Source organism: Micromonospora sp. CA-248260 (genome assembly GCF_050942205.1).
Classification (GTDB): Bacteria; Actinomycetota; Actinomycetes; order Mycobacteriales; family Micromonosporaceae; genus Micromonospora; species Micromonospora antibiotica.
In genome coordinates, this window is sequence record NZ_CP192021.1 from 6,955,421 (window position 1) to 6,976,577 (window position 21,157).

Below are 21,157 nucleotides of genomic sequence, written 5' to 3' on the forward strand. Positions count from 1 at the left end.
GACGCCGCGAGGTGTGATTGCCAGCGATAGATGGCGGCTGCCAGCGATAGGTGGCGGGATCGGCCGTTAACCCCTCCGGGTGCGCCGAAGCCCACGAGCGGCAGCGGAAGCCCGAACATCGCCATGCCGGCGGCGGCTGGGCTGAGTTACGGGTGCTTCGGGGCCGTGCTGTCGATTTCGCCGGCGAGGTGCTGGACGAGCACGTCGAGGCGTTTTCGGAGTTGGCCGAGGTGGCCGGAGGGTGACGGGCGTTCGAGGTGGCGCCAGCGGGTGTGGACGTAGTGGATGTCGTAGCCGCCGGGCCGTGGTCCTTGCGGGTCGGGGCGGACGGCGGGAGCGTAGATGTGGTCGCCGTGGGTGACCTGGGTCCAGGCCCAGGTGCTTGCCAGGCGCCGTTTGCCGTCGCCCCAATGGGTGTTGGGCACGAGGCGGTTCTTGACGAGCTGTCCGGGTAGGCCGTCGATGAGGTTTTGCCACTGCTGTGGCGAGATCTCCCATGCGGCGAGGGTGGTGCGGCGAGAACCGTAGTGAATCAGCCCGGTAGCGGTGTTGAGGTGCTGGATGAGGTTGTCGACGGCGTGGTCGAACGCCTCGTGTCCGGAGGTGGCGTGCAGCACTCGGTGGACGACGCGCAGGGCGTTGTCAGCGGCAGGCCGGGGGATACCGAGCTGGGCTGCGGCGTCGATGGGGGTGCCACCACCGACGGCGGCGTGGGCGAGCCGGATGACGAGGACGTGTTCGAGCAGACGCTGTTTGATCTCGGTGAACTCGTGGACGAAGTCCATCCACTGTGGGGGTGGCCGCTGCGGTACATGCCCGACGGTGAAGTGCACCGGCTGCGGTAGGGGTAATCGCCGCCGGCGGGTTGAGTAGTGCGGCACGCCGGTGCGTTTGATGATGTGCAGTGCACCGACTTCAGGACCGAGGGCGGCGTGCATACCTGGTGAGCAGTGACCGTCGCCGGGCAGGAATGTTCTGATCCAGGGGCGAGTGCCGGGTGCGGCCTCGATCAGTTGTGCTGCAGCATTTCGGGCGCTGTCCGGGTCGGCGACGTCGGTGATGCGCTCGGCGGCGGCCAGCAGCGCTGCGGTGGTGGCGGGGTCCGGCGGCGGCTTGTCGTAGAGGGCGTTGTCGCGTCGCCGATGCCTGTCGCGATGGTCGTTGCTGATCTGGCGGTGAAGATCTTCGACGTGCCGGTCGATGAGCAGGGCGTCGGACTCGGTGTCGACCAGGTGCCGGCCGGTGGGCCATGACGCGGTGATCACGCAAGTGAGGATGCGAAGGTCGGTGACGTACTGGCTGCAGGTGGCTGGGCCGCCGACACTGGTGGTCGTTCCGCCGGTGACCAGCAGGTCCAGGAGCCGGTGTTGCAGAGTCAGGGGCGCGGTCAGATCGTGGATGTCCGCTGTGTCCGTGGCCTGGTCCAATCGTTGGCCGCAGGCACGGATGCCCGGCCCGGACTCAGGTCGGTGCTGGCGGCAGGTGGCGGGATGCAGGACACTGTCGCCGCCGCGCGGCACCATCGCCGCGCCGGGGCCGCGCGACAGAGCGGGCTGCCCGCAAGCGGGGCAGGTGTGGGCCAGCAGCCGCCGGTGGGTGGGGCAGGCGAACATGATCGGCAGCCGCCATAGCTTGTTCCAGCCACCGCCGTGGCGTTGCTGGATGGCACTCGTGTCGCCGGTCAGGCACTGCGGGCAGTATCGGCTGAACCGGGCGAACACCCACGTTTCGCGGACGAATAGGCCGTGCGCGAGGCGACGACGTTGCCGTTGACCGGCTCGTGCGAGGTCGACCGGCGGGTAGCGGGTGGCCAGGCTGTCCAGCGTCAGGGCAGCGACCTCGGCGGTGGACAGCCGGGTGGCGTGGGCGAACGCGCTCGCTTTGTCCGGCGCGAGGGTGAGCATGCTGCTGGCGCGTGCCCGGCTGTTTGGCCGGGCGAGCCCGGTGATCTGTTCCACCTTGGCAGGCGACAGGCCGAGACGGTGCGCCAACCGCAGCACGTAGCCGGGCAATGACTCGTCTGGCAGCGGGACGAGGCTGCGCGGCAGCGGTGTGCTCATGCCGGGGATGCTGTCGGTTGGTGCGGGCTGACACCGCCTCGGTGGTCATCGAATACGGTATTGCGGCGCCTGCCTTTGGCCGTGCGTTGCGATCGTGGCGGAACCGTGGGGACTTCTCCGGCGGTGTGGTCCCGGCCGTTGCCGAGGGTGATATCGATGCTGTCGAGCAGTTCGGTGGTCAACTGTTCGGCGCCGGTGTCGATGGCGTGCGAGGCGCCGTCTTCGATGAGCCGTTCCAGCAGGCCGACGATGCCGCCGGTGCGGCGGAATAGGTATTCCGGCATGGCTCCGTCGGTGAGCATGCCCGGTTCGGCGCGCAGCAGCCGCAGGTTGTCCTCGATGCCGGTCAGGTGGGTGACCCAGGCGGCGATCGCGGACGGGGTGTCGTAGCGGAACGGGTCGAGGTCGACCATGTCGAAGCGGCGTTCGGTCTGGGTGGCGGCCTCGTCGGTGAATGTCCGGGCATGCCGGGGCTGGGCAAAGACGATCTGCCCGGTGGCTCGATCGCGGCCGCCTTCGCGCAGCAGCCCGGAGGCGGGGATGCCGACACCGACCAGGACCAGGGTGACGTGCATGCTCATCAACGCCCGGATCAGATCGAGGGCGTCCTGGTCGGCCTCGCGGTGCATACGCAGCCGGGTGATGTCGTCGAGGATGAGGACCTTGGTGGCGTGGTCGTAGAGGGAGCCGCGCACGGCGTGGACGAGTTGCGGCAGGGTCATGCCCTTGTGCGGTGCGCCGTAGAAGTCGAGGATCGCCTGGGAGACGCTTTTCGGGGTGGCGGTGACCGGGGTCTGGACGTAGGCGACGGTGGCGTGCAGGTCTCGTGTGCCGGGCACCGCGTGCGGGTTGACCTGCTGGTGCAGCTGCAGCCACTGGTCTTCGAACGCGGCGGCGATCTCGCAGACGGTTTCGGTTTTGCCTTGGTAGCCGCCGCCGTTGACCATGAGCCCGGCGCGGGTGGTCGGTTTGTGTTTGAGTGCGTTGTTGAACAGCCGCGAGCCCATCACCCGGGCGACCGCGGCACTCATCGGGGTTTCTTGAATGGGCAGGTTCGCGTGGGTGGCGGCCCGGTGCAGGTCGTGCAGGACCCGTTGTCGCGGGCTCAACGTTCGCCACTGCGCCAGCGACAACCGCGGCGCCGGCGTGAAGCTGTGCCGGGCGGATCGCCACTGGCTCCAACCTTCGGCGGTCTCCCGGGCGATTACCGGACCGGGCAGCGTAAACGCCGCGGTGTCCGGCAGCTCGCCACTCATCCGGCCTGTCCCGGCTCGTCCGGCTCGTCGGCGGGAAGCAGGAACAGGCTGCGCCGCCGGAACGCATCGCCCAGACGCGGCGGAGACTTCGGCCGGTCCGGCACCGCGGCCTCGCGGCGCCGTCGACGCTCGGCGTCCACCGCGGCCTGCACCTGCGCGACTCTGCCCGCCGGACGGATCGGTACCACCGACCCCACGTCCTGCCCGAACCCGGGCTCGGCCGCCGGAGGCTCCTCGGGTCGGTCGGCGTGCACGGCGGCGGCCTGCGCCACCTCCCGGGCGTGCTCGGTGCGGTGCCGTTTGCCCGTCCCGGCTGGGCCGGCTTGGGTCGGCCACTGGTCTACTGGAGTTACGTCGCTGAGCAGGTCGAGCAGCAGCGGCAACAGCTCCGCGTCCGAGCGTGGTTTCAGGCCGACCTGACGGGCGTGCTCGAGAAGCTGCCGTGCGCGGGCGTCGGAGAACGACGGGATCTCGCTCTCGGACGGCAGACCGGTCCACCGCAGCGTGTGCCACTGCCCGCCGGGGTCGTTGAAGAACACGGTTCGCCGGTCTCGCGGATCGGAGCGCACGACCCACTTGCCTTTGTGGATTCCACCACGCGTCGATGGCTCGTGGCGGTAGTCGTCCAGGCCGGGCCCGTCGTACCACAGTCCACGGATCTTAACCCCGCGCCGGCCGTGAACGCTGACGTGGTGCGCCGGCAGCAGCTCGTAGTACAACTCCGGCGCGGGAATCTGCAACGCGAACCCGCCTTGGGCCATCGCGGCGGCGAACAACGTGTTCGGGCTGTGCCGACCACCCGGATCCCAAGCCGGGGCGTACTCGCCCAACACCCGGTTCTGCCAAATCTTCACCGACCAGGTCGCGACCAGGTGTTCCATCGCCTCGACCGTGAGCACCGCGTCGGCCTCCGGGTCGACACCCCGATCCGCGACATCGACGCCCTGATAGCCCAGCAGATGCTCGAACAGCAGGCTCTGTATGGCGCCGAACGCCCGTTCGACCGCCTGCTTATCCGTCGGGCGCAGCACCCGAGCTGGGAGTATGTTCGCGCCGATGACCCGCTGCACTTCCACCAGATTGTGGTTTTTATAGACCGAACCGTGGTCGGTTGTGACGGTCTCCGGGGTGAAGAACGGCAACGCCGCCACCGGGTATCCCGCGAACTCGGCCACCACCGCGGCGGGCACTCCCGGGTAGGGCCAGATCATGTCCTCGCCCCACCCGTCGCGCAGCGGCAGCGGCGTCATCACGTCCCGCAGCAGCATCGCCACGTCCACCGACGTGTCCGACACCAAGGTCAGCCGGAACGCCACCAACGAATGCGTGTACACGTCCAACGCGATCGTTAAATGTGCCGATACCGGGTCGCCGAACACGCTCTCGCGGACCTTCACCGGCAGAATCGTGGTGTCCAACGCGATGACCTGCCCCGGCCGGTGCACCACCACATGGGTCCCGGTGGCCTCGACCGCGGCGGCCGACCGTTGATAGCGCTGCCGGGCGCCGCCGGGACCGAACCATTCCCGCCACACCTGCCGCAGCGTCTCGTAGCACGGCACCGGGACCTGCTCGTCGTACTTCTCCCGCACGTACTGGCAGATCAGCCGACGCCGCGCCATCATGCTGATCCGCGACCGGTGGAGCGTCTCCACCCGCACCGCGAAGATCGCCTCGCGGACCGGCTCGGTGATGCTCGGCCGCCCACCGCCACGGCGTACCCAACTGCCCGGGATCGCCCCGGCGACCCCGAACCGGCGGCAGTCCGCGCCCAGCCGCTCCAGCGTGCGCAGGCTGACATGGGCGAACCCGAGCCGCCGGGCGTCCTGCGGATCAAGCTCTTGGAGTTCGGCCACCTTCGCCCGCCGCCGCGCGGTCAACGTCGTGGCGTTCGGGTCGTAGCCACGTCGGGGCTCGCCCGGGGCCGGCCGCAACGGATCCCCGCCACGGAAACCGGTCTCCACCTCCAGCACGTGTGCCAGCCGGACCAGCGCCAACTCCCGCTGATCCTGAGTCAGGTCGGCGAGCGTCACCGGTTGTCGGGTCGCCGAGTCCGGCCCCAGGATCAGCGCGTTCACCGGCGCGCGGCGTGCCGGGCCGGTCAGCAGGGCCCGTACCGTGGTCTGCATCGTCGTACCGTCACCACGGTGCAGCTGGATGTGCCCGTACTGCGGGGCGAACGACTCGACCAGCCACTCGACGCCATCGACCACGACGACGGCGCCGGGCGACAGGTCGAGCACGCCGACGTGCTGACTCATCGGCCAGCTCCGCCCAGTGAGGCCCGCACCTTCGTGGCGTCATTCAGCGGGGCCGATAGGTCGATCCCGAGTCGGCGGTGCCAGATCAGGTGCAGGGCGTGCGCTCGTGCCACCGCGGGTAGCCGCGTGGCCTCCACAAGATCGCCGAACGATCGCGGGCCTGACGCGACCGCCGTGAACAACTCCGGCTGCAGGCCCAACGGGTCGCGCAGCGGGCGGCGCTGCGCGGAGAGCGTGTCCAGACCGGTCTGCACGTGTGGCCGCCAGCCGGTGACAACCAGATACGACCAGCCGGCCGCCAACGCCGCTTCCCGCGCTGCGGCGAAGCACACCCGGTCGTCGTCGCCGATCCGCTCACCCGGCCGCACATCGATCAACAGGCCACCTCCGGCCGTCACCGCCAGGAAGTCCGGGATGTGCTCCCGCCAACCCGACCCGGTCGCGAACCGCAACCGGAACGGCTGACCCAACACGTCGATCACGCCGCCCGCGAAGTCCAACGCCAGCAGCAGCCGCTGCTCGGCGATGCTCTCGAAACCGTGGTGACGACCCGTCGACACCATGAACTGCAAGCCCGGACGGTGCCGCTGTCCCTGACGCCAGGAGAACCGGCGCACCGGCTCGCACCGTGATATCGGCATCGAGGCCAAGTCGCGCACCGCGCAGAGCACCGGGGCGCCCGAGGCCCGCCACTGCGCCCGCCACCTTCCGGACCACCCGTCCGCCAGAGCCAGCGATCTCGATGCCCTGTCGAAGCCGGCCCACTGCGTGCACAGATCCGCGAGCCTGCACCGGTCGGACCGCAGTCCACCGACGCTGATCGCACCGTCTGACGACACCTGCCCATTTAACAGGATCGATTAACGTCCGGGACTTGGATTCCCGATTCGCATAGTTTGCGGCGAGTCGAGCTAGAACGACGAGCACCGCCGAAAGGGTCGGGCCTGCTGAAGCGTTACCCTGCGTCTCACGCCGATCATTGCGGTAGCGCGCGCACGGGATCAGGAGTCTGCCATGCCGCTGAACCTTCGAACCTCCGCCCGCGCGATCATCCTCGACGAGGATGACCACGTCCTGCTATGCCGATTCGTCTTCCCCCACCCGGCGGTCCCGGACGGCGCACCAGCCGTCTGGGCTGCTCCAGGCGGCGGCATAGAACCAGGCGAGGACCGGCTGTCCGCACTGCGCCGTGAGCTGCGAGAAGAAACCGGCTTGGTCACCGCCATCGATCCGCCGCACGTCTGGCATCAAGTAATCGCTGCCGCAGACCTTCCACCCGGCCTCGACGGCCTCGTCAACGACTACTTCCTCATCCGCGCCACCCACTTCGAGCCTCAAGGCGAGATCACCGACGATCAACTCGCCGCTGATGAGCTCCTCGCCGGCTTTCACTGGTGGCAGCTCTCTGAGATCACCGATTACACCGGACCTGACTTGTTTTCGCCCCGTGACCTCGCCACACCCCTGACCGATTTACTCACCTTCGGGATACCATCCGACCCGGTCACGCTGGGCCTATAAAGATCAGCGGCCCACTGAAATCTGCGTGATCACTGACGGATATCGGCGCGCCACCCGATCAGCGAACCTCATCCCCACCAGACCCCGCCGACAACGTCCTGTTGCTCAGGGCGCAGTTCCACTCCCGCCGTGCGCGCCAGATTGGCCAGCATGATCCGAGCCGCCGGCCGCGGCCTGGGCAGCTCGCTCGATCTTCGCCCATTGGGCCTCGCGGGGCGCCGTGTCGATCGGTTCCTCGTACTCAGCTGTTACCCCGGTCCGGCCGTCGAGCTGTTCACGCAGGATGTCGGCGTGGCCGGCATGCCGGGTGGTGTCAACCAGGACGTGGACCATGATGTTGAAAAGCTTCACATCGGGGCGCGGCCACCACGGCACGTGGCCGGGAGCGTCGATGGCAAGCTCCTTGATCGTCGCGTCCGCATGGTCCCACGCGCGCTGATAGAAGCCGATGATCTGTTCACGGGTCTCGCCCGGGGTCGCCCACAGGTCGCTGCCGTCGGCGTCCTGCCATCGGCCCAGCGGCTCCGGGAACGGACGGTCGAAGATCTCACCCAGGTATCTGGCCTCCCAGGTCGCCAGGTGTTTGACCAGGCCGAGTAGGTTGGTCCCGGTCACTGTCAGTGGGCGTCGGACGTCGTACTCGGACAGACCGTCGAGCTTCCAGACCAGCGCTTGACGTGCTGATCTCAGCTGGCCGTGCAGGTACTCCTTCGCGAAGTCATCGATCACGAAGACCGAGCCTGCCATACGACCGCAAGATCAGTAGCCGCGGAGATCACGGCCTCGTGATGTCGAGAAGTCGGCGATCAGGCGGGTCACCAACGGGCGCAACGCAGCTGATCTCGCGCGGCGCCAGATGGAAATGCTCGGATTGAAGGTGTCCGGGACCGTCGCGGCGCGAATGGACCACATCCCGGCTAAGCCCACGACGAAACGCGATGCCTCAGCGGGCAGCGAGCACAACAGCCGATACGCGCGATCCGTCGCCGCTTGCTGACCGAGGGCGTGTCCGGTGGCGACCACGTCAGCCGCCATCTGGGCGAGATCGATCCACGGGGCACCGGCCGCCGCATATGCCCAGTCGAGCAGTACCGCCGACGTTCCTTGCTCGTCGACTGTCGTGTTGTCGAGGCGGATGTCGCGGTGGACCAACGCGTCGCCTGCCGTCCAGCGGTCCCACCCGGCTACCACCTTGGCCGCCGGCTCCGCGTAGGCCGCTTCCCAATCGTCGCGCGAGCCGATCTCGAGCAAGCGCGTCCAGCCGTCGAAGTCGAAGATGCGCTGGGCTACGGGCGGCAGCATGCCCGGCGCCCGATGCCCGTTCGCCGCCCGGCACGCCTCCGTGACGGCCTCGATGGACGCATCGGTCCAAGACGCCTTCGTCGCGCCAGGAGCCCAGGTAGTGGCCAACGCGACCCAGGACCCATGTTCGACGGTCGCGAGGCGTCGAGGCGCCGGCACGGAATCCGGCAGGATGTCCAGGATTCCAGCTTCCTGCAGAATCATCTTGTGGTTTTGCGCCCGAACCTCGGCGGACACGGCCTTGATGAAAACCTGTCGCCCGTCGGCCAGCCGCAAGCCCACAGCCGGCCCGGGTGACATGCCGCCGTGCAGATCCGTGTGAGCGACGATCGTTGAGCCGAGGGCCTCGGCGACCGCCGTTCGTACCGGCTCTGGCGTGTCGGCCCACGCGGCCCGGGGTGTAAACGTCACGCCGCATCATATTCCGGGCATGCACGTCGCCCTTGAGCATCGTCACCGGCGCGAGCCGCCACCTACGCCTGGCAAACCCCGCCAACTATCGCTGGTAACTGAGCCGACGCCCCTGGATATGGCGGCTCGACCCGCCATCTATCGGTGGTAGTCACAGTGGGTTGGTGTGGCTGCCAGCGAGAGGCGGCGGGATCGCACCCCCGACGCATCCGACGCGTGAGCGGAGGCACAGGGGCTGGAACCTGATCGCGGACCTTGGCACCGACGGGCATCAGGTCGAACGTCGATCTCCCGGGCGACGCGCTAGCGTCGGGTTCCATGATCGTGTGGCTGAACGGCACCCACGGCGCCGGCAAGACGACGACCAGCGCACTCCTGCAGCGACTGGTCCCGGACTCACGGGTTCTCGACGCCGAGAAGGTCGGCGAGACGCTCATGGACATCACGCCAGGGCTGCCCGAGACGGACAACTTCCAGCACTGGCCGCCGTGGCGACAGCTCGTCGTCGAGACCGCCCGCCGGGTACTCGACTACACCGGCGGCACGCTGGTGATGCCCATGACCGTCCTGGTCGAGCAGTACTGGAACGAGATCAGCACAGGCCTGGCCCACCACGCCATCCCGGTGAGGCACTTCGTCCTGCACGCTGACCACGACACCCTCCGCAGGCGTATCGAGGGCGAACATCCCGTGCCCTCCCCGTTCCGCCTCAGCTATCTCGAGCCTTATGCCGAGGCGGCCCGCACGTGGCTACATGCCGAGGCCGAGGTCGTCGACACCACGCACCTCACGCCCGCCCAGGCCGCTCGGCGAATCGCCGGTGCCGTCCGGACCTGAGGCCCGGCCACCCACCGAACGGGCACGGCCGCACGGCCACGCCCGGGGTGATCGCCTGTCCGACCGGACGCCAGCCGGAATTGGCGTGGTGCGGGACGTCGAGAGCCGCGGACCCGACACGCGCTCAACACCTCTGGTCGCTGCCGGACCACCGCTCCTCACCCTGGCGCTTCCGGTTGACGACCTACCCGGCGTCAAGGATCGCGGCAGCCCGCTGGAAGAGCCGCTCGGCGAGGTTCTCCAGCGGTGTCGGGCTGGTGCTGCGGTACGGCGTGGCAGGGTGCCAGGCCGAGGGGGGTTCGTCCGCGAGCACGGTCCAGGTCATGGCGGGGGTGAGGACCTCGACGAGGGCGTGGCTCTGCTGCGGGTAGGGGTCGCGGTGGATCCGGACCCGCAGTCGGTGGCCGCCGCTGGTACGGCGGACCTCGGTGAGGTCGTAGCCTCCCCCGCGTTCGCCGAAGCTCCGGTCCACCACCGTCAGGCCTCGTGGGCTCGTGTCGGTGTCGCCGGTGGGGGTGCCGCCGCGGGTCACCGCTGCTCCTCGTCTTGCTGTTCGGGGCCGGTGGCGGTGTGGGAGGCGGTGGCGAGGTGGCTCGCGGCGGTGCGCAGGGCAACGGCGGCGTCGGTGAGTGATGCCCGGATCGCGGTGGCGTCAGCGTCGTCGAGGCCGTCGCTTTCGCTGCCGCGTGGGCTGCCGGCGAGGTGCTGGAGCCCGCCCATGAGGGTGTGGGTGAGGTAGGTCAGGGAGGTGGTGAGATCAGCGAGGTCGTGCGGGGTGGGGATGGCGGCGGATCGGGCCGGGCCGAGGCAGTCGGCCAGGTAGCTGGCGGCGGTGCCGAGCATCCGCGCCGCGGTGTGGGTCAGCGCCGGGCTGAAACCGGCCTCGTCGCCGAAGGCCGAGCCGACCAGCTCACCCAGGTGCTCGGGAGACGCCTCCTGCGGCTCCTGCGCCACGGCCGGGCTCGCACTGTTCCCGCCGGATGGTTGCTCGTCGGTTCGCGGTGCGGACGTTGCCCCGGTCAGGGTGGCGAGTGTGCGGATGCGGGACCAGGCCACACCGGTCGCCTGCGCCGACTGGGCGGACCAGTCGGCGGCGTCGCGCAGCCATACCTGGACGTCTTCGGCGGCGTCGATGACCTCATCCCGCACGTCGCTGTCGTCGTCGAGGCCAGTGAACTGGGTCTGTCGAGCCTGGTCGAGCAGGTAGGACCCGGTCTGTGCGTGCACCCGGGCGAGGAGCCGGCTGGTGCGGTGCAGGTATCCGAGCAGGGAGGCGACGTCGGCGGCGGTGTGCAGGGACAGCAGCGCGCTGAAGGGCCCGGTGGCTGTGTGCAGCCACCGGTGGAGGTGTTCGGCGGCGGTGATGGCGCTGCCGAGTCGGGCGGGGGTGGAGGGGCCGTCGAGGGCGAACAGCTCGGTCATCGCGTCGATCCAGGCGCTGGTTGCGCTGTCGACCGGCAGCTGGTCCTCGACGAAGACCGCCGGGGCGAGGTTGCCGTCGGCGTCTGGGCAGATGGGTCGGTTGTCCGCGAGGTGCCACCATCGGGCATCGCCGCGGTAGGCGCTGGTCCAGTTCTCGGCGGGCTGGTCTACCACCAGCTCGCGGCAGACAGGGCAGATCGGGAGTTGAATCATGGTGCTCGTCCTTTCAGACAGGGTGATATCGGCGACCAGGATCTGGTCGCCGTCGGCTTCGGTGGGGTGACCGGCGCTCGCGGGTGTCGCTGCCGGTGGTGGTCGTGGAAGAGGGGAAGGGCGGCCGCATCGCCGGCCGGTAGCGCAACAGGTGCCCCTGCCAGGGGCGGCCGGCGGATCACAGGCCCGGCGCCGTGTCTCGGGTACGAGGACTGGGTCTGGGCCGGGGCGGCGAACCTGGGTCGGCTGATCTCGGCCGAGGTGCTCGGCGAACACCGCCCGTGGGGATCGCCTGCTGGTCGGGGACCTGCGGCAGTCGCAGTCGCCCGTGGGGCATGAGGTGGGTGGCGGGGCCGACCGGGCAGCAGCGCGCATCCTTCGGGTACAGGGATGGCAGCTGCTGGCCCGGCCGGTTCCGGGGGGTGTCAGTGCGGGGCGCGGAAGCGTCCGCGGCCGACACCGGGAATGACGGTGCCGTCGATGTAGCCGACGACGAAGGTGCTCCAGCCGGCGTCGACGCCGGACTGGATGAGGTGCAACAGGTCGCTCTCCGGCCCGCGCAGTGGCATGTCGCCGAGACGACCCGGGTGCAGCCGGCGGTAGCGCCTGCCGGTGAGCTCGCCGGCCAGCACCGGTGTCTCCTGCCAGCCGGTGAGGCTGGAGGTGACGGGCCGCAGGCGGTGATGCTCACCCACGGAGGTGCCGTTGCCGGACAGGTAGATCTGGTGGAACCCGTCGTGCATCACCCGCAGCGCCGGTGGCGCCGGGTGGGGTGCATCGCGGTCGCCTGTGTTCCGGCGGCGGGCGCGGATGCAGGCGTCGGCGAGTTGCTCGACCTCGTCGAGCAGGAACATGACGCGACCCATGGCAGTGTCCTTCCTGTCGATGCTGGGGTCAGAGCGCGACGGCGAGTAGCCGCTGATCGGGGTCGATGGTGGTGAGCAGGCGGAGGGCCTGTTCGAGGTAGGTGACCCGGTCGGCCATGGCGTCGCTGGTTGGGGCCAGCTTCGCGCCGTCGGCGGTGATCAGCGCGTCGGCCGCGACTGCGGTCAGCGCGCTGTGGTGCTGGTAGGCCATAGAGCCGGCCTGGTACATCTCCAGCTCGCCGAGGGCGATCTGCCCGGTGCCGTAGGTGGCGGCGTTGTGCATCCGGATCGCGTTGACCCGGGGCTGGTTGGTGAAGTCCGCCGCTGCCGTGTCGTAGGGGTACTTGGTGGGGTCCGCCAGGTGGCGGGCCTCGTAGACGTGCCACGGGGTGGCCGGCCGGGTGCCGTGCACGACCTGGCTGAACAGCTGGTGGCGGATGCCCGCTCCCATGCCGGCGGCCTGGCGCATGCCGTGCAGGTCGAGCAGTCGTACCGGTCCGCCCGCGCAGTAGGTGGGGCGGCCCTTGCGTAGGCCGAACATCTGGCCGCGCTGCCACGGGTACATGGCGGTGGCCCAGAACCGGGGCGACAGGGTGCCCTGCACACCGAAGGTGCGGTCGAGTTGGTGCGTGGTCAGGGCTTCCCGGGGCAGGTTGTCCGGAACGCAGACGATCATGGTGCTGACCGTCGCTGTGGGCGTGGCGGCCGGCGGGGTGGCCTTGTGGGTCGGGTTCTTGGCCATGGCAGTTCCTCCTGGGGTGTGGGCGCGTGAGGGCGCGCGGAGATGACCGGCCCACCGGGTACGTGGGTCGGTCGAAGGGGAGAGGTGCGGTACGGGGTGGTGCGGTGTGGCCTGGGGTCGCCGCGCGGCGCGGTGCCGACCGGCCCTGGGTGGGGCGGGTGGGCGTGGCGCACCGGTGGGTGCGGCGGTGGTTCCGAGGTGGGACCGGACCGGGTGGGGATATATGTGGGTGCTGTTGGTGCCGTGAAAGGTAGCGGCCTGTTCTGTCAGGCCGCTGCGGCGAGATGGTCGCCGAAGAGTGGGGTTGACCTGCACTGTGAGACGTTCCGGCCCGGGCTGGGTCGTCGTCGGCGCGGACGCTGTGAGACTCCGCGACTCTCACAAACGATCTTGGTGGATGACAGACGCGGTCGGTAGTCGACCTGCGCGGGGGCCCTTGGTTCGAGAGATCGGTGCCGCGGTGTGAGTTCTAAAGGTCGTCGAAGCGTTGCGGGTTGGTGACGGTGTCGGGTCCGTGGTCGCAGGGCAGTTCGTGCAGGTACCTGCGGTGGGTGGGGTCCGAGACGAGGGTCCACACCCGGCCGGCCGGGTCGGGTCCGTGCACGGCGGTCGCGATCGGGCTGGCGGTATGCAGTCCGGCGAGCACGCCCAGGAGGCTGGTCTCGCGGCGGCGGCTGGGTACCCAGAACAGGACGGGGTAGCGGGGTCCGAAGGTGGTGAGGCGTTCGTATCCGCGTAGCTTGGCCACGACGCGGGCGAGGTTCTCGGTGTCGTTGTCGTGTTCCAGGAAGAACCCGGTCGCGGTGTCGTCGACGGTCCAGACGCCGTGGCCGTCGGGGCGGATGCCGGCCTGGGCGTAGACGGTGGTGGCGTGCTGCTCGGACCACCACCGCGACAGCCGGACGGTGTCCATACAGCGGGCGGTGGCCAGGAGGTCGGTGAAGAACTGGTTGACCCCGAGCAGGTGGTTGACCTGGCCACTGGCGGCGATGCGCTTGGCGCGTTCCAGGGAACTGCGGGGTGCCTTGCCGCCGTGGCTGTTCGGGTCGTGGTAGCTCGTCGGGTGTAGTTGCAGGCCGACGGGCCCGAGGGTGTAGAGCAGGGATCCGTAGCGGCCGTGGGCGCCGCTGCGGCCGAAGCGGTGCAGCACGTCGAGGCGGTGCAGGATCGTGAGCCGCCGCTGGGCGGTGCGGCGGTTGTCGAAGAACGCGTGGGTGATCTGGTCGGTGGACAGCAGGTAGTGCTCGGCGAGCAACCCGAGCAGGGCGCGGTCGCGGGGAACGATACGACCGAAGACCGCCAGTGGGTCGGGTTTGCTGGAGAGGGATGGAACACGGGAATACACGGTGTTTGCTCCTGGGGAAGAGTGTTCCCTCCCGATCGGGAGGGGTGTCTGGCACGGGAAGAGACGGCACCGGGGGTCTGTCAGGGGGTGTGTGCGGCACTGACAGCCCAGGTCGGGGATGTGCGGCGGGTGTCGGGCGGTCACGGGTGGCGATCCCGGTGGCGAGCCGGTGAGCGACCCGGGCGACGCCACCGGCTTACAGAGGACGGTCAGGTGCGGTCGCTCTTCGGGCGGTTGCGCCGGTCGTCGGGTTTGCGGCTGAGCCGCTCCACGAGGTCGTCGACAGCGCTGGTGTCCTGGGCCGGTACCGCCGCGGCGGCGGCCTGACGGATGGCGGTCGCCTCGCCGACGACCGGCTTCGGCGGCCGGGTCTTCATCGTGAACGCCGGTGTCTGTCGGCCGTCGACGACGAGCCGCGCGGCGGCGGTGTAGGCGTCGAGGTGAGCGAGGTCGTGCTCGCCCAGCTCGGGCATCGTGTGTCGGGACAGCACCTTCGCGTCCTCCGGCGCCACCGTGAAGTAGACCTTGTTGCGGGCGTTCGCGGACGCGGCGGCGAGTAGGTCGCGCGGGAACTGCGCGAGGTCCTGGTGGGCGAGGACGAGCGACAGCCGGTACTTGCGGGCTTCGGCGAGCATCGTGTCGAGGCTGTTGGCCAGGGTGAGGAAGTTCTGCGCCTCGTCGATGATCAGGGTCGCGTCGCGTCGCCGGTCGGATGCTGTGGCGGCGCGGGCGGTGGCGGCCTGCCACACCTGGGCGAGGATCAGGGAGCCGAGGAGCCGGCTGGTGTCCTCGCCGAGCACACCCTTGGGGATCCGGACGAGCAGCACCCCACCGTCGAGGACCTTGCCCATGTCGAAGCTGGAGCGCGGGTAGCGCATGGTGCGCTTGACGAAGTCGCGCAGCAGGAACGACCGCAGCCTGGCCAGGACGGGCCCGATGACCTGGGAGCGGAGGCTGTCGTTGAGGCTGTCGTACCACTGCCAGAAGCCGCTCAACCCGGCCGGATCGTCCAGGTCCACCGTCATCGCGGCACGGAACTGAGGGCTGTTCAGAAGTGGCGGGATGTGCTGCAAGGTCACGTTGTTGTGCCGCAGCAGGGTCAGGCACGCCACCCGCATGACGTCGTCCATCCGCGGCCCCCACGCCTTCTGGAAGATGCTGCCGAAGATGCTGACCAGGTTGTCGACGACCAGGTCAGGATCATCGCCCTCAAGGGGGTTCAGCGTCGGCGGGTTCTCCTGGTCGGGGTCGAAGAGCACGACGCGGTCGGCGACGCTGGCGGGAAGCCGGTCGAGGATGTCCAGGACCAGGTCACCGTGCGGGTCGATGACCACGGTGCCCCGACCGGCCTTGATGTCGTCGAGGGCCATGTTGACTAGCAGGGTGGTCTTCCCGGAGCCCGTCGCACCGATCACATGCATGTGATACCTCGCATCGGGCACCGACAGCCCCACACTGTGGCCACCGATCTCGGCGTCGCCGAGCATCTTCACGCCACGCCCGCCTGCGGGGACGGCGACCGGTGCCGGCATGGACGCCGCCCGCGCCCGGTCGAGGCCGGGCACGGCGAGGTCCTGCGGCAGAGCTGCCAGGGCGGCGAGTTCCGGGGCGGAGGTGAGGAATCCGGGGCCGAGCCGGCGGGCGGCGAGAACGGCCACCGGGGCGGGCATCCGGGCCCGGTGGGTGAGCCGGTTGCGGCCGGTGTGGATGGCGAACGCCGAGGCGAGGGTGTCGGCGATACCCCGCAGCCGCCCCCCCGAGTCCGCGCCGGGACGCCGGTTGGTGGTGGCGACGGCGTACCGGATGCCGGTCTGCCACAACGGGTGCGCCGTCTTGTCCAAGATCGCCCGCACGTCCCGCTCGACCGTCGGATCCCGGCGGACGGCGGACACGGTGGCCCGGCCACCACCGCCGCTGCCGGGTAGGAACGCGTCGAGCAGCCACAGCAGCGGCGCGGCCGGGTTGATCGCCGGGACAGCGGTCGTGCCGGACCGTAGCCGTCCAGCGGAGCGGCGGGCTCGTGCCGCCCGCCGGGGGGTGGCCGGGCGGGCGAGGATCTGCACGCACGCGTACTCGCCGGCTTTGAGCTGCGCTCCGGCTGACATCAGCGCGCGCAGCGGGTCGGCGTCGTGGTCGGTGGCAAGCGGTAGCCACTCCGCGAACACCGGCAGCAGATGCCCGCCAGTGGCCGGGTGCGCGTGCAGGGGGATCGGCGGGGGCGGGTTGGTGTCGGTGGTGGTGGCCGAGCTGGGCCACGCCGCCCGTACCGCCGCCTCGACCGCCCCTACCGGGACAGTGCCGGGCACCCAGATCGAGATGAGCAACTGCCGACCGGACCACGTGTACTGCCACACCACGTGCGGGGCGCCGCAGAGCAGACGCCGCCGCCGTGACGGGGTGAGTACACCGGCGAGGTTCGCCCACAACGCGCCTGCGCTGTGCGGGTCGACCTCGGGCGGCGGCGCGATCGTCACCAGACGCGCGCCCCGGGCGTGGTGGCGGTGCCGCCAGATCTCGACCATGTTCCAGGCTGCGACCCAGACGACCAGCAGCCCGGCGGCGACAGCCGCCAACCACGGCCGCTGTGTGGCCCACACAGCGGCGTCGACCAGGGCGGCCCCGACTCCCGTAGGAGGCGGAACGGAACCGGTGCCCGGCCCGAACGTGGGGCTGGGCACCGGTGGCGGCGACGCGAGCACGGATCGCAGGGCGTCGAGGGGTGGTGTCACAGGTCGTCCTCCTCGTCGCCCTCGGCCAGATCGGCCGGGTTCGTGGTGCACAGCGCATGCTCCGCATCGGAGGAGATCGACTCGAAGCTTGTCCTGTTCACCCCGGAGATCAACAGGCCGTGGCCGCGGCGGGCCGAGAGCAGCAGGCGTCGTTCGCCGCCGGTGAGCCCGAACGCTTCCCCGACGGCGTCGATGGCCTGTGGGGCCTGCCGTAGCAGCACCTGGGTGGCGGCGTTGGACACCACGGCCTGGCCGAGTTCGGTGCCGAGTACGTCGGCGGCGTCTTGGGTGACGACAGTCAGCCCGGCGTTGCGTTTGCGGGCCGCCTTGGACATGCGGAACAGGAAGCGGGCGCCTTCGCCGTCGCGCATCAGCAGCCATGCCTCGTCGACGACGACGAGCCGGCGCTGCGACGGGCGTCGCGGTGCGTCGACGGTGCGCCAGATCGAGTCCAGGGCGAGGAGGGTGCCGACGGTGCGCAGCTCATCGGGTAGATGCCGAAGCGACCACACGACCAAGTGCCCGACCGGCACCTGGGTGGTGGGGCCGTTGAACAGGTCGGCGAAGCTTCCTTGCACCCATGGCGCGAGCCGGGCTGCCAGCGTCGCGGCGGCCGGGTCGTCGTCGGTACGCAGCGTCTGCGCGAGGTCCCGTAGCAGCGGCGCCGGTCGGTGGTGGGTGGCGGGTTCTGTGGTGATGCCCGCTTGCCGGTAGACGGCGAGGATGGCCCGGTCTAGGGCGGCCCGTTCCGCCGGTGGCGGCTGGTGGCCGAGTAGGACGCTGATGAGGGTGTGGAGGAACAGGCCGCGGCGGGTCAGGGTGTCGGGGCGGCGGTCGCCGTCGGGCAGGTCGAGGGGGTTGATCTTCACGCCGGGTAGGCCCAACCGGACGACGCTGCCGCCGACGGCGTCGGCCAGCCGCAGGTACTCGTCCTCGGGGTCCACCACCGCGATCTGCACACCGTGGTAGAGGTTGCGCAGGATCTCCAGTTTCACGAAGTACGACTTCCCAGCACCACTTCTAGCCAGGACGATCGAGTTGTGGTTCTCCTGCGCCCACCGGTCCCACCAGACGATCCCGGCGCTGGCCGGGTTGACCCCGTACAGGACCCCGCCGGTGGTGGGCGGGTCGCCGGGCAGCGGTGCGGGCAGGTCCGGGCTGGCCAGCGGGAACGCGGCGGCCAAAGCGGCGGTGTCCATCGTGCGGAGCATCCGCAGCCCGTCGGTGGCCAGTGGCAGGGTGGTGGTCCAGCCGGCCAGTTGCCGCCAGGTCGCCAGCTGCACGTCCAGGAGGGTCGACGCGGCGGCGGCCCGTACCTGCGCGCACGCCTGTGCCAGTTCGGCCTCGGAGCGGGCGTGCACCGTCAGGTACAGGCCCACCCGGAACAGCTTCGCCGCGCCGCGGGCGAGTCGTTCGGCCAGGTCACCGGCGTCCTCGGCGGCGGCGTCGACGTAGGGGTCGGCCAGCCTGCCCCGGTCGGAGTCCGCCCGACGAGATGACTCCAGGCGGGCCCGTTGGGTGCGTAGGCGGGCAGCGGCGATCGGTGCTGGCAGCGGCTCGATGTGCAGGGCGAGGTCGAGGCGGCCCGGCCAGGACAGCAGCGGTTCCAGCCACGCGCCGCCGACCTCGGCCGGGTAGCCGGTCACCACGAGGGTGGCCGCGTATCCGTCGCCGACGCGCAGCCACCGTGGGGTGACCTCGACCGTGGCCGGCGCGACCGCCGACGCCAGCGAGGCCGGCCGCGACTGCGCACCGCCTCCCGTGGTTCCTCTCTTCCTGATCATGGTGTCTTCCTCTTCGTGCGGGCAGGGGCAGGGGTGGTGGCGGTGATGAGGGCGTCGGGTGCGGCCAGTCCGCCCGGGCGCGGTGGCCGGTAGGGGTCGGCGGCGGATGCCAGAGCGGCGGTTACCGCCGGTCCGTCCAGCACCCGTGGGCTGACGCCGAGGCCGGACAGCGTCCGTGCCGTGTCGTCGGCGCGACGCAGGCCAGCGTGAGGGCTGTGCTCGCCGGCCGCCGTGCGGTGGACGATCAGGACCTGTCGGCGCAGCGGGTCTCGTCGGGTAGCGAGGTCGGTGAGGAACGTGGCGTGGTCGGCGCACGCCGCCCGCAGCTGGGGGTGCGGTTGGGCGTCCGCGGCGGCGGCGAGGGCACGTCCGTGGGAGGCCAGGTCAACCGGTTGGGCGGACACGACGATCTGCGTGGGCGTCGACAGGCTGTTGAGCCACCTGCCCCAGCCGTCGATCAGGGCCGCCTGCTCGGTGGGGGTGCGTAGGGCGAGGTTCACCGTGGTGGTGCCGACGATCGCCGCCCTGCCCGCGCCGAGGCTGATCTCCCCGTCGTCGTCGATGGCGTCTGCGGGCAGCCGCAGCGGCGCCGGCAGCGGCACTCGTCCGTTCTTGGGTGTGTCGACCCAGTCCGGCGGCCCGGTGTCCGCGGTGACGCTGGTGTTGGACATCGAGCGGGGGGTGCGGGTGTGGCGGATGGCGTGCAGCAGCCACACGTCCATGGGCAGGCCGTCGCGGCGGCCGAGCGCCAGGCCGGTGACCAGCCCGCCGAGCACCACACCCGCGCCGATGAGGACCGGTGCCGGCACGACATCGTGCAGGGTGCGCCACGCGGTGTAGAAGAGCAGGGTGCCGGCGGCGACGATCGCCAGTTGGTGGAACGTCAGGCCGTAGGCGACCTTGTCGGGGGCGTCGACGTCGGCGGGCATCCGCGCCCGGGTCAGGTCACTGTCGGAGTCGGGTCGGGTCATCGGATGGTCCTTCGTAGCGTGTTGAGGCCGGGGACGGCGCGGGTGAGTTGCTGGACCACGACGACGCGGACGACCGCGCCGAGCATGTTCGCGGTGCCGCGTCCGCTCTGCCCCGCCCAGCGGGCCATCAGGGTGGGGATCTTGACGGTGGTCCACAGCAGAACCACGACGACCAGGAGGTTCAGGGTGCCGCCGGGGTCGGCGGGCAGACCGAACACCGGCAGCATGGCCGCCGGGTCGAGGAGGGTCTGTTCGCCCGCGGTGAGGAAGAACGCTTGGGCGACGGGTATCGCGAGGCATCCGGTGTAGGAGCGCCACCACAGGCGGGCGAACGGGTCGGTCTGTGGCAGGGCGTGGCAGGCCAGCGCCAGCGGCGCGACGGCCGTCATCACCAGTAGCGCCACGAACCGGCCGATCACCTGGAACGCGGTCGTCACGACCAGTACGGCGATGATGAGGACCAGGATCAGGAACAATAGCGGGACCATGTGGTTCTGTGCCGCCGTGAGGTGCTTCCGGATCGCGGTGAACGCCCCCGTGTCGCCGGGGCCGCCCTCGCTGACCGCCCCGGTCAGGGCGTTGGCCACGTCGATCAACTGGGCGCAGGCGAGTTGGGAGAAGTGGGCGGCGGTGAACCCGACGACCAGCCGGGGGAGGAGGTCCTTGATCGTGTACCGGGACTGTTCGCCGCCGCCGGCGACCATGACGAGCACGCCGGCGGCGACGAACGCGAGGACGAAGACAGTGTCGACGATCCAGACCGACCGGCCGGTGAGGGCCTGCACCTGCGGTAGCGCGGTGACCTTCGGGGTGTGGAGCAGGATGCCGGTGATCAGGTCGAAGATCGCGGTGAGGCAGGCCAGGATCGCGGTGGTGAGCCAGTCGAGGGCCTGGTCGAGGAACCATCCCATGACGTCTCAGCCGCCGACGATGCCCTGGATGATCTGCAGCAGGATCGGCGCGAGGACCGCCAAGCCGTAGCCGATCAGCGCGTTGCGTAGGGCGAGTTTGGCCTTCTCCACCTGTGACGGGTCACCACCGGCGGTGGCCCAGTAGACGCCGGCCAGGACGAGGAAGAGGGTGGCGATCGCGGCGAGGATCCCCATGATCCAGGCCTGCAGATTGGCGATCACCACCGGCAGCGAGTTCGCCGCCACGTGAACGGCGCCACCGGGATCGGCGTACGCGGCGGCCGGGATGGTCAGGGTCAGGCCGACGGCGGCCAGCGGCACAACCGCCCGCAACGCGACACGACTGGCCCGGTGGGTTGCACGGATGTGATGTGGGGTGCGGGACATGGTGGTTTACCTCCCGCCGCGCCCCCGGGGCGCGGCGATTGCTCGAAGCGGTCCAGAGGGCCGCCGCCGGGCGCAGGTGAAGGAACCGACGACACCGCGAGCCCCGGGAGGAGCTCGTCCTCCCTTAGGGGTGGGTTGC

The 21,157-nt window shown here is 70.3% G+C and carries 18 protein-coding genes; 2 read left to right on the forward strand and 16 right to left on the reverse strand.

Annotation, left to right across the window (positions count from 1 at the left end; translation table 11 throughout):
* Positions 1 to 146: 146 nt before the first annotated feature.
* From ACQP2H_RS30270 to ACQP2H_RS30285, 4 genes are read right to left on the reverse strand one after another with little or no spacing between them, the layout of a single operon-like run.
* Positions 147 to 2,060 (reverse strand): TniQ family protein, encoded by a 1,914-nt coding sequence (locus ACQP2H_RS30270; protein ID WP_433229888.1) that lies wholly within the window; start codon positions 2,058 to 2,060, stop codon positions 147 to 149.
* Positions 2,057 to 3,316: an AAA family ATPase gene (locus ACQP2H_RS30275; protein WP_433229891.1), complete on the reverse strand. Its 1,260-nt coding sequence runs from the start codon at positions 3,314 to 3,316 to the stop codon at positions 2,057 to 2,059. Before ACQP2H_RS30275 ends, ACQP2H_RS30270 begins: the two co-directional genes overlap by 4 nt.
* Positions 3,313 to 5,577, reverse strand: a complete 2,265-nt coding sequence (locus ACQP2H_RS30280; protein ID WP_433229894.1) for a hypothetical protein — start codon at positions 5,575 to 5,577, stop codon at positions 3,313 to 3,315. Before ACQP2H_RS30280 ends, ACQP2H_RS30275 begins: the two co-directional genes overlap by 4 nt.
* Entirely contained in the window at positions 5,574 to 6,236 is a 663-nt protein-coding gene (locus ACQP2H_RS30285; RefSeq protein ID WP_433229897.1) for a TnsA-like heteromeric transposase endonuclease subunit, read from the reverse strand. Before ACQP2H_RS30285 ends, ACQP2H_RS30280 begins: the two co-directional genes overlap by 4 nt.
* Positions 6,237 to 6,591: 355 nt before the next feature.
* Between ACQP2H_RS30285 and ACQP2H_RS30290 the strand changes: the two genes are divergently transcribed.
* The gene (locus ACQP2H_RS30290) at positions 6,592 to 7,098 is read left to right on the forward strand and encodes an NUDIX hydrolase (RefSeq protein WP_433229900.1); all 507 of its coding nucleotides are present in this window, start codon (positions 6,592 to 6,594) and stop codon (positions 7,096 to 7,098) included.
* 105 nt (positions 7,099 to 7,203) lie between these two features.
* On the opposite strand, the gene ACQP2H_RS30295 is transcribed toward ACQP2H_RS30290, so the two are convergent.
* Both ACQP2H_RS30295 and ACQP2H_RS30300 read right to left on the reverse strand, forming a co-directional pair.
* Entirely contained in the window at positions 7,204 to 7,827 is a 624-nt protein-coding gene (locus ACQP2H_RS30295) for a DinB family protein (protein ID WP_433229902.1), read from the reverse strand.
* Between the two features lie 30 nt (positions 7,828 to 7,857).
* On the reverse strand, positions 7,858 to 8,811 hold the full coding sequence (locus tag ACQP2H_RS30300) for a phosphotransferase (protein ID WP_433229905.1): 954 nt from the start codon (positions 8,809 to 8,811) through the stop codon (positions 7,858 to 7,860).
* A 318-nt stretch (positions 8,812 to 9,129) separates the two neighbouring features.
* On the opposite strand from ACQP2H_RS30300, the gene ACQP2H_RS30305 reads away from it, so the two are divergent.
* Positions 9,130 to 9,648 carry an AAA family ATPase gene (locus tag ACQP2H_RS30305; RefSeq protein WP_091250974.1) on the forward strand — a complete coding sequence of 173 codons (519 nt, stop codon included), beginning with the start codon at positions 9,130 to 9,132 and terminating at the stop codon, positions 9,646 to 9,648.
* A gap of 184 nt (positions 9,649 to 9,832) precedes the next feature.
* Here the strand turns inward: ACQP2H_RS30305 and ACQP2H_RS30310 are convergent, their stop codons facing one another.
* The 10 genes from ACQP2H_RS30310 to ACQP2H_RS30355 form a co-directional block, all read right to left on the reverse strand.
* Positions 9,833 to 10,180: a hypothetical protein gene (locus ACQP2H_RS30310; RefSeq protein ID WP_433229909.1), complete on the reverse strand. Its 348-nt coding sequence runs from the start codon at positions 10,178 to 10,180 to the stop codon at positions 9,833 to 9,835.
* Positions 10,177 to 11,283, reverse strand: a complete 1,107-nt coding sequence (locus ACQP2H_RS30315) for a hypothetical protein (protein ID WP_433229911.1) — start codon at positions 11,281 to 11,283, stop codon at positions 10,177 to 10,179. The genes ACQP2H_RS30310 and ACQP2H_RS30315 overlap by 4 nt, the downstream gene beginning before the upstream one ends.
* A gap of 425 nt (positions 11,284 to 11,708) precedes the next feature.
* Positions 11,709 to 12,149 carry a hypothetical protein gene (locus ACQP2H_RS30320; RefSeq protein WP_433229914.1) on the reverse strand — a complete coding sequence of 147 codons (441 nt, stop codon included), beginning with the start codon at positions 12,147 to 12,149 and terminating at the stop codon, positions 11,709 to 11,711.
* 28 nt (positions 12,150 to 12,177) lie between these two features.
* A complete protein-coding gene (locus tag ACQP2H_RS30325; RefSeq protein WP_433229916.1) occupies positions 12,178 to 12,891 on the reverse strand; it encodes a hypothetical protein in 714 nt (237 codons plus the stop codon).
* Between the two features lie 469 nt (positions 12,892 to 13,360).
* Positions 13,361 to 14,236: a replication-relaxation family protein gene (locus tag ACQP2H_RS30330; protein WP_363817539.1), complete on the reverse strand. Its 876-nt coding sequence runs from the start codon at positions 14,234 to 14,236 to the stop codon at positions 13,361 to 13,363.
* Between the two features lie 209 nt (positions 14,237 to 14,445).
* Positions 14,446 to 16,944 carry a type IV secretory system conjugative DNA transfer family protein gene (locus ACQP2H_RS30335; RefSeq protein WP_433233732.1) on the reverse strand — a complete coding sequence of 833 codons (2,499 nt, stop codon included), beginning with the start codon at positions 16,942 to 16,944 and terminating at the stop codon, positions 14,446 to 14,448.
* Between the two features lie 17 nt (positions 16,945 to 16,961).
* Complete coding sequence (locus ACQP2H_RS30340; RefSeq protein WP_433229919.1) at positions 16,962 to 18,749, reverse strand: VirB4 family type IV secretion system protein; 1,788 nt, start codon at positions 18,747 to 18,749, stop codon at positions 16,962 to 16,964.
* The gene (locus ACQP2H_RS30345; RefSeq protein ID WP_433233735.1) at positions 18,746 to 19,678 is read right to left on the reverse strand and encodes a PrgI family protein; all 933 of its coding nucleotides are present in this window, start codon (positions 19,676 to 19,678) and stop codon (positions 18,746 to 18,748) included. Before ACQP2H_RS30345 ends, ACQP2H_RS30340 begins: the two co-directional genes overlap by 4 nt.
* Before the next feature lie 38 nt (positions 19,679 to 19,716).
* On the reverse strand, positions 19,717 to 20,631 hold the full coding sequence (locus tag ACQP2H_RS30350) for a hypothetical protein (RefSeq protein WP_433229922.1): 915 nt from the start codon (positions 20,629 to 20,631) through the stop codon (positions 19,717 to 19,719).
* Between the two features lie 6 nt (positions 20,632 to 20,637).
* Positions 20,638 to 21,018 carry a pilin gene (locus tag ACQP2H_RS30355; RefSeq protein WP_433229923.1) on the reverse strand — a complete coding sequence of 127 codons (381 nt, stop codon included), beginning with the start codon at positions 21,016 to 21,018 and terminating at the stop codon, positions 20,638 to 20,640.
* Positions 21,019 to 21,157 lie beyond the last annotated feature (139 nt).

Excerpts from the sequence above, each read along its gene's own strand:
- ACQP2H_RS30315 (WP_433229911.1), bottom strand. The coding sequence starts at position 11,283 with ATGATTCAACTCCCGATCTGCCCTGTCTGCCGCGAGCTGGTGGTAGAC.
- ACQP2H_RS30320 (WP_433229914.1), bottom strand. The coding sequence starts at position 12,149 with ATGGGTCGCGTCATGTTCCTGCTCGACGAGGTCGAGCAACTCGCCGAC.
- ACQP2H_RS30290 (WP_433229900.1), top strand. The coding sequence starts at position 6,592 with ATGCCGCTGAACCTTCGAACCTCCGCCCGCGCGATCATCCTCGACGAG.
- ACQP2H_RS30350 (WP_433229922.1), bottom strand. The coding sequence starts at position 20,631 with ATGGGATGGTTCCTCGACCAGGCCCTCGACTGGCTCACCACCGCGATC.
- ACQP2H_RS30305 (WP_091250974.1), top strand. The coding sequence starts at position 9,130 with ATGATCGTGTGGCTGAACGGCACCCACGGCGCCGGCAAGACGACGACC.
- ACQP2H_RS30275 (WP_433229891.1), bottom strand. The coding sequence starts at position 3,316 with ATGAGTGGCGAGCTGCCGGACACCGCGGCGTTTACGCTGCCCGGTCCG.
- ACQP2H_RS30345 (WP_433233735.1), bottom strand. The coding sequence starts at position 19,678 with ATGCCCGCCGACGTCGACGCCCCCGACAAGGTCGCCTACGGCCTGACG.
- ACQP2H_RS30340 (WP_433229919.1), bottom strand. The coding sequence starts at position 18,749 with ATGATCAGGAAGAGAGGAACCACGGGAGGCGGTGCGCAGTCGCGGCCG.
- ACQP2H_RS30280 (WP_433229894.1), bottom strand. The coding sequence starts at position 5,577 with ATGAGTCAGCACGTCGGCGTGCTCGACCTGTCGCCCGGCGCCGTCGTC.
- ACQP2H_RS30355 (WP_433229923.1), bottom strand. The coding sequence starts at position 21,018 with ATGTCCCGCACCCCACATCACATCCGTGCAACCCACCGGGCCAGTCGT.
- ACQP2H_RS30270 (WP_433229888.1), bottom strand. The coding sequence starts at position 2,060 with ATGAGCACACCGCTGCCGCGCAGCCTCGTCCCGCTGCCAGACGAGTCA.
- ACQP2H_RS30325 (WP_433229916.1), bottom strand. The coding sequence starts at position 12,891 with ATGGCCAAGAACCCGACCCACAAGGCCACCCCGCCGGCCGCCACGCCC.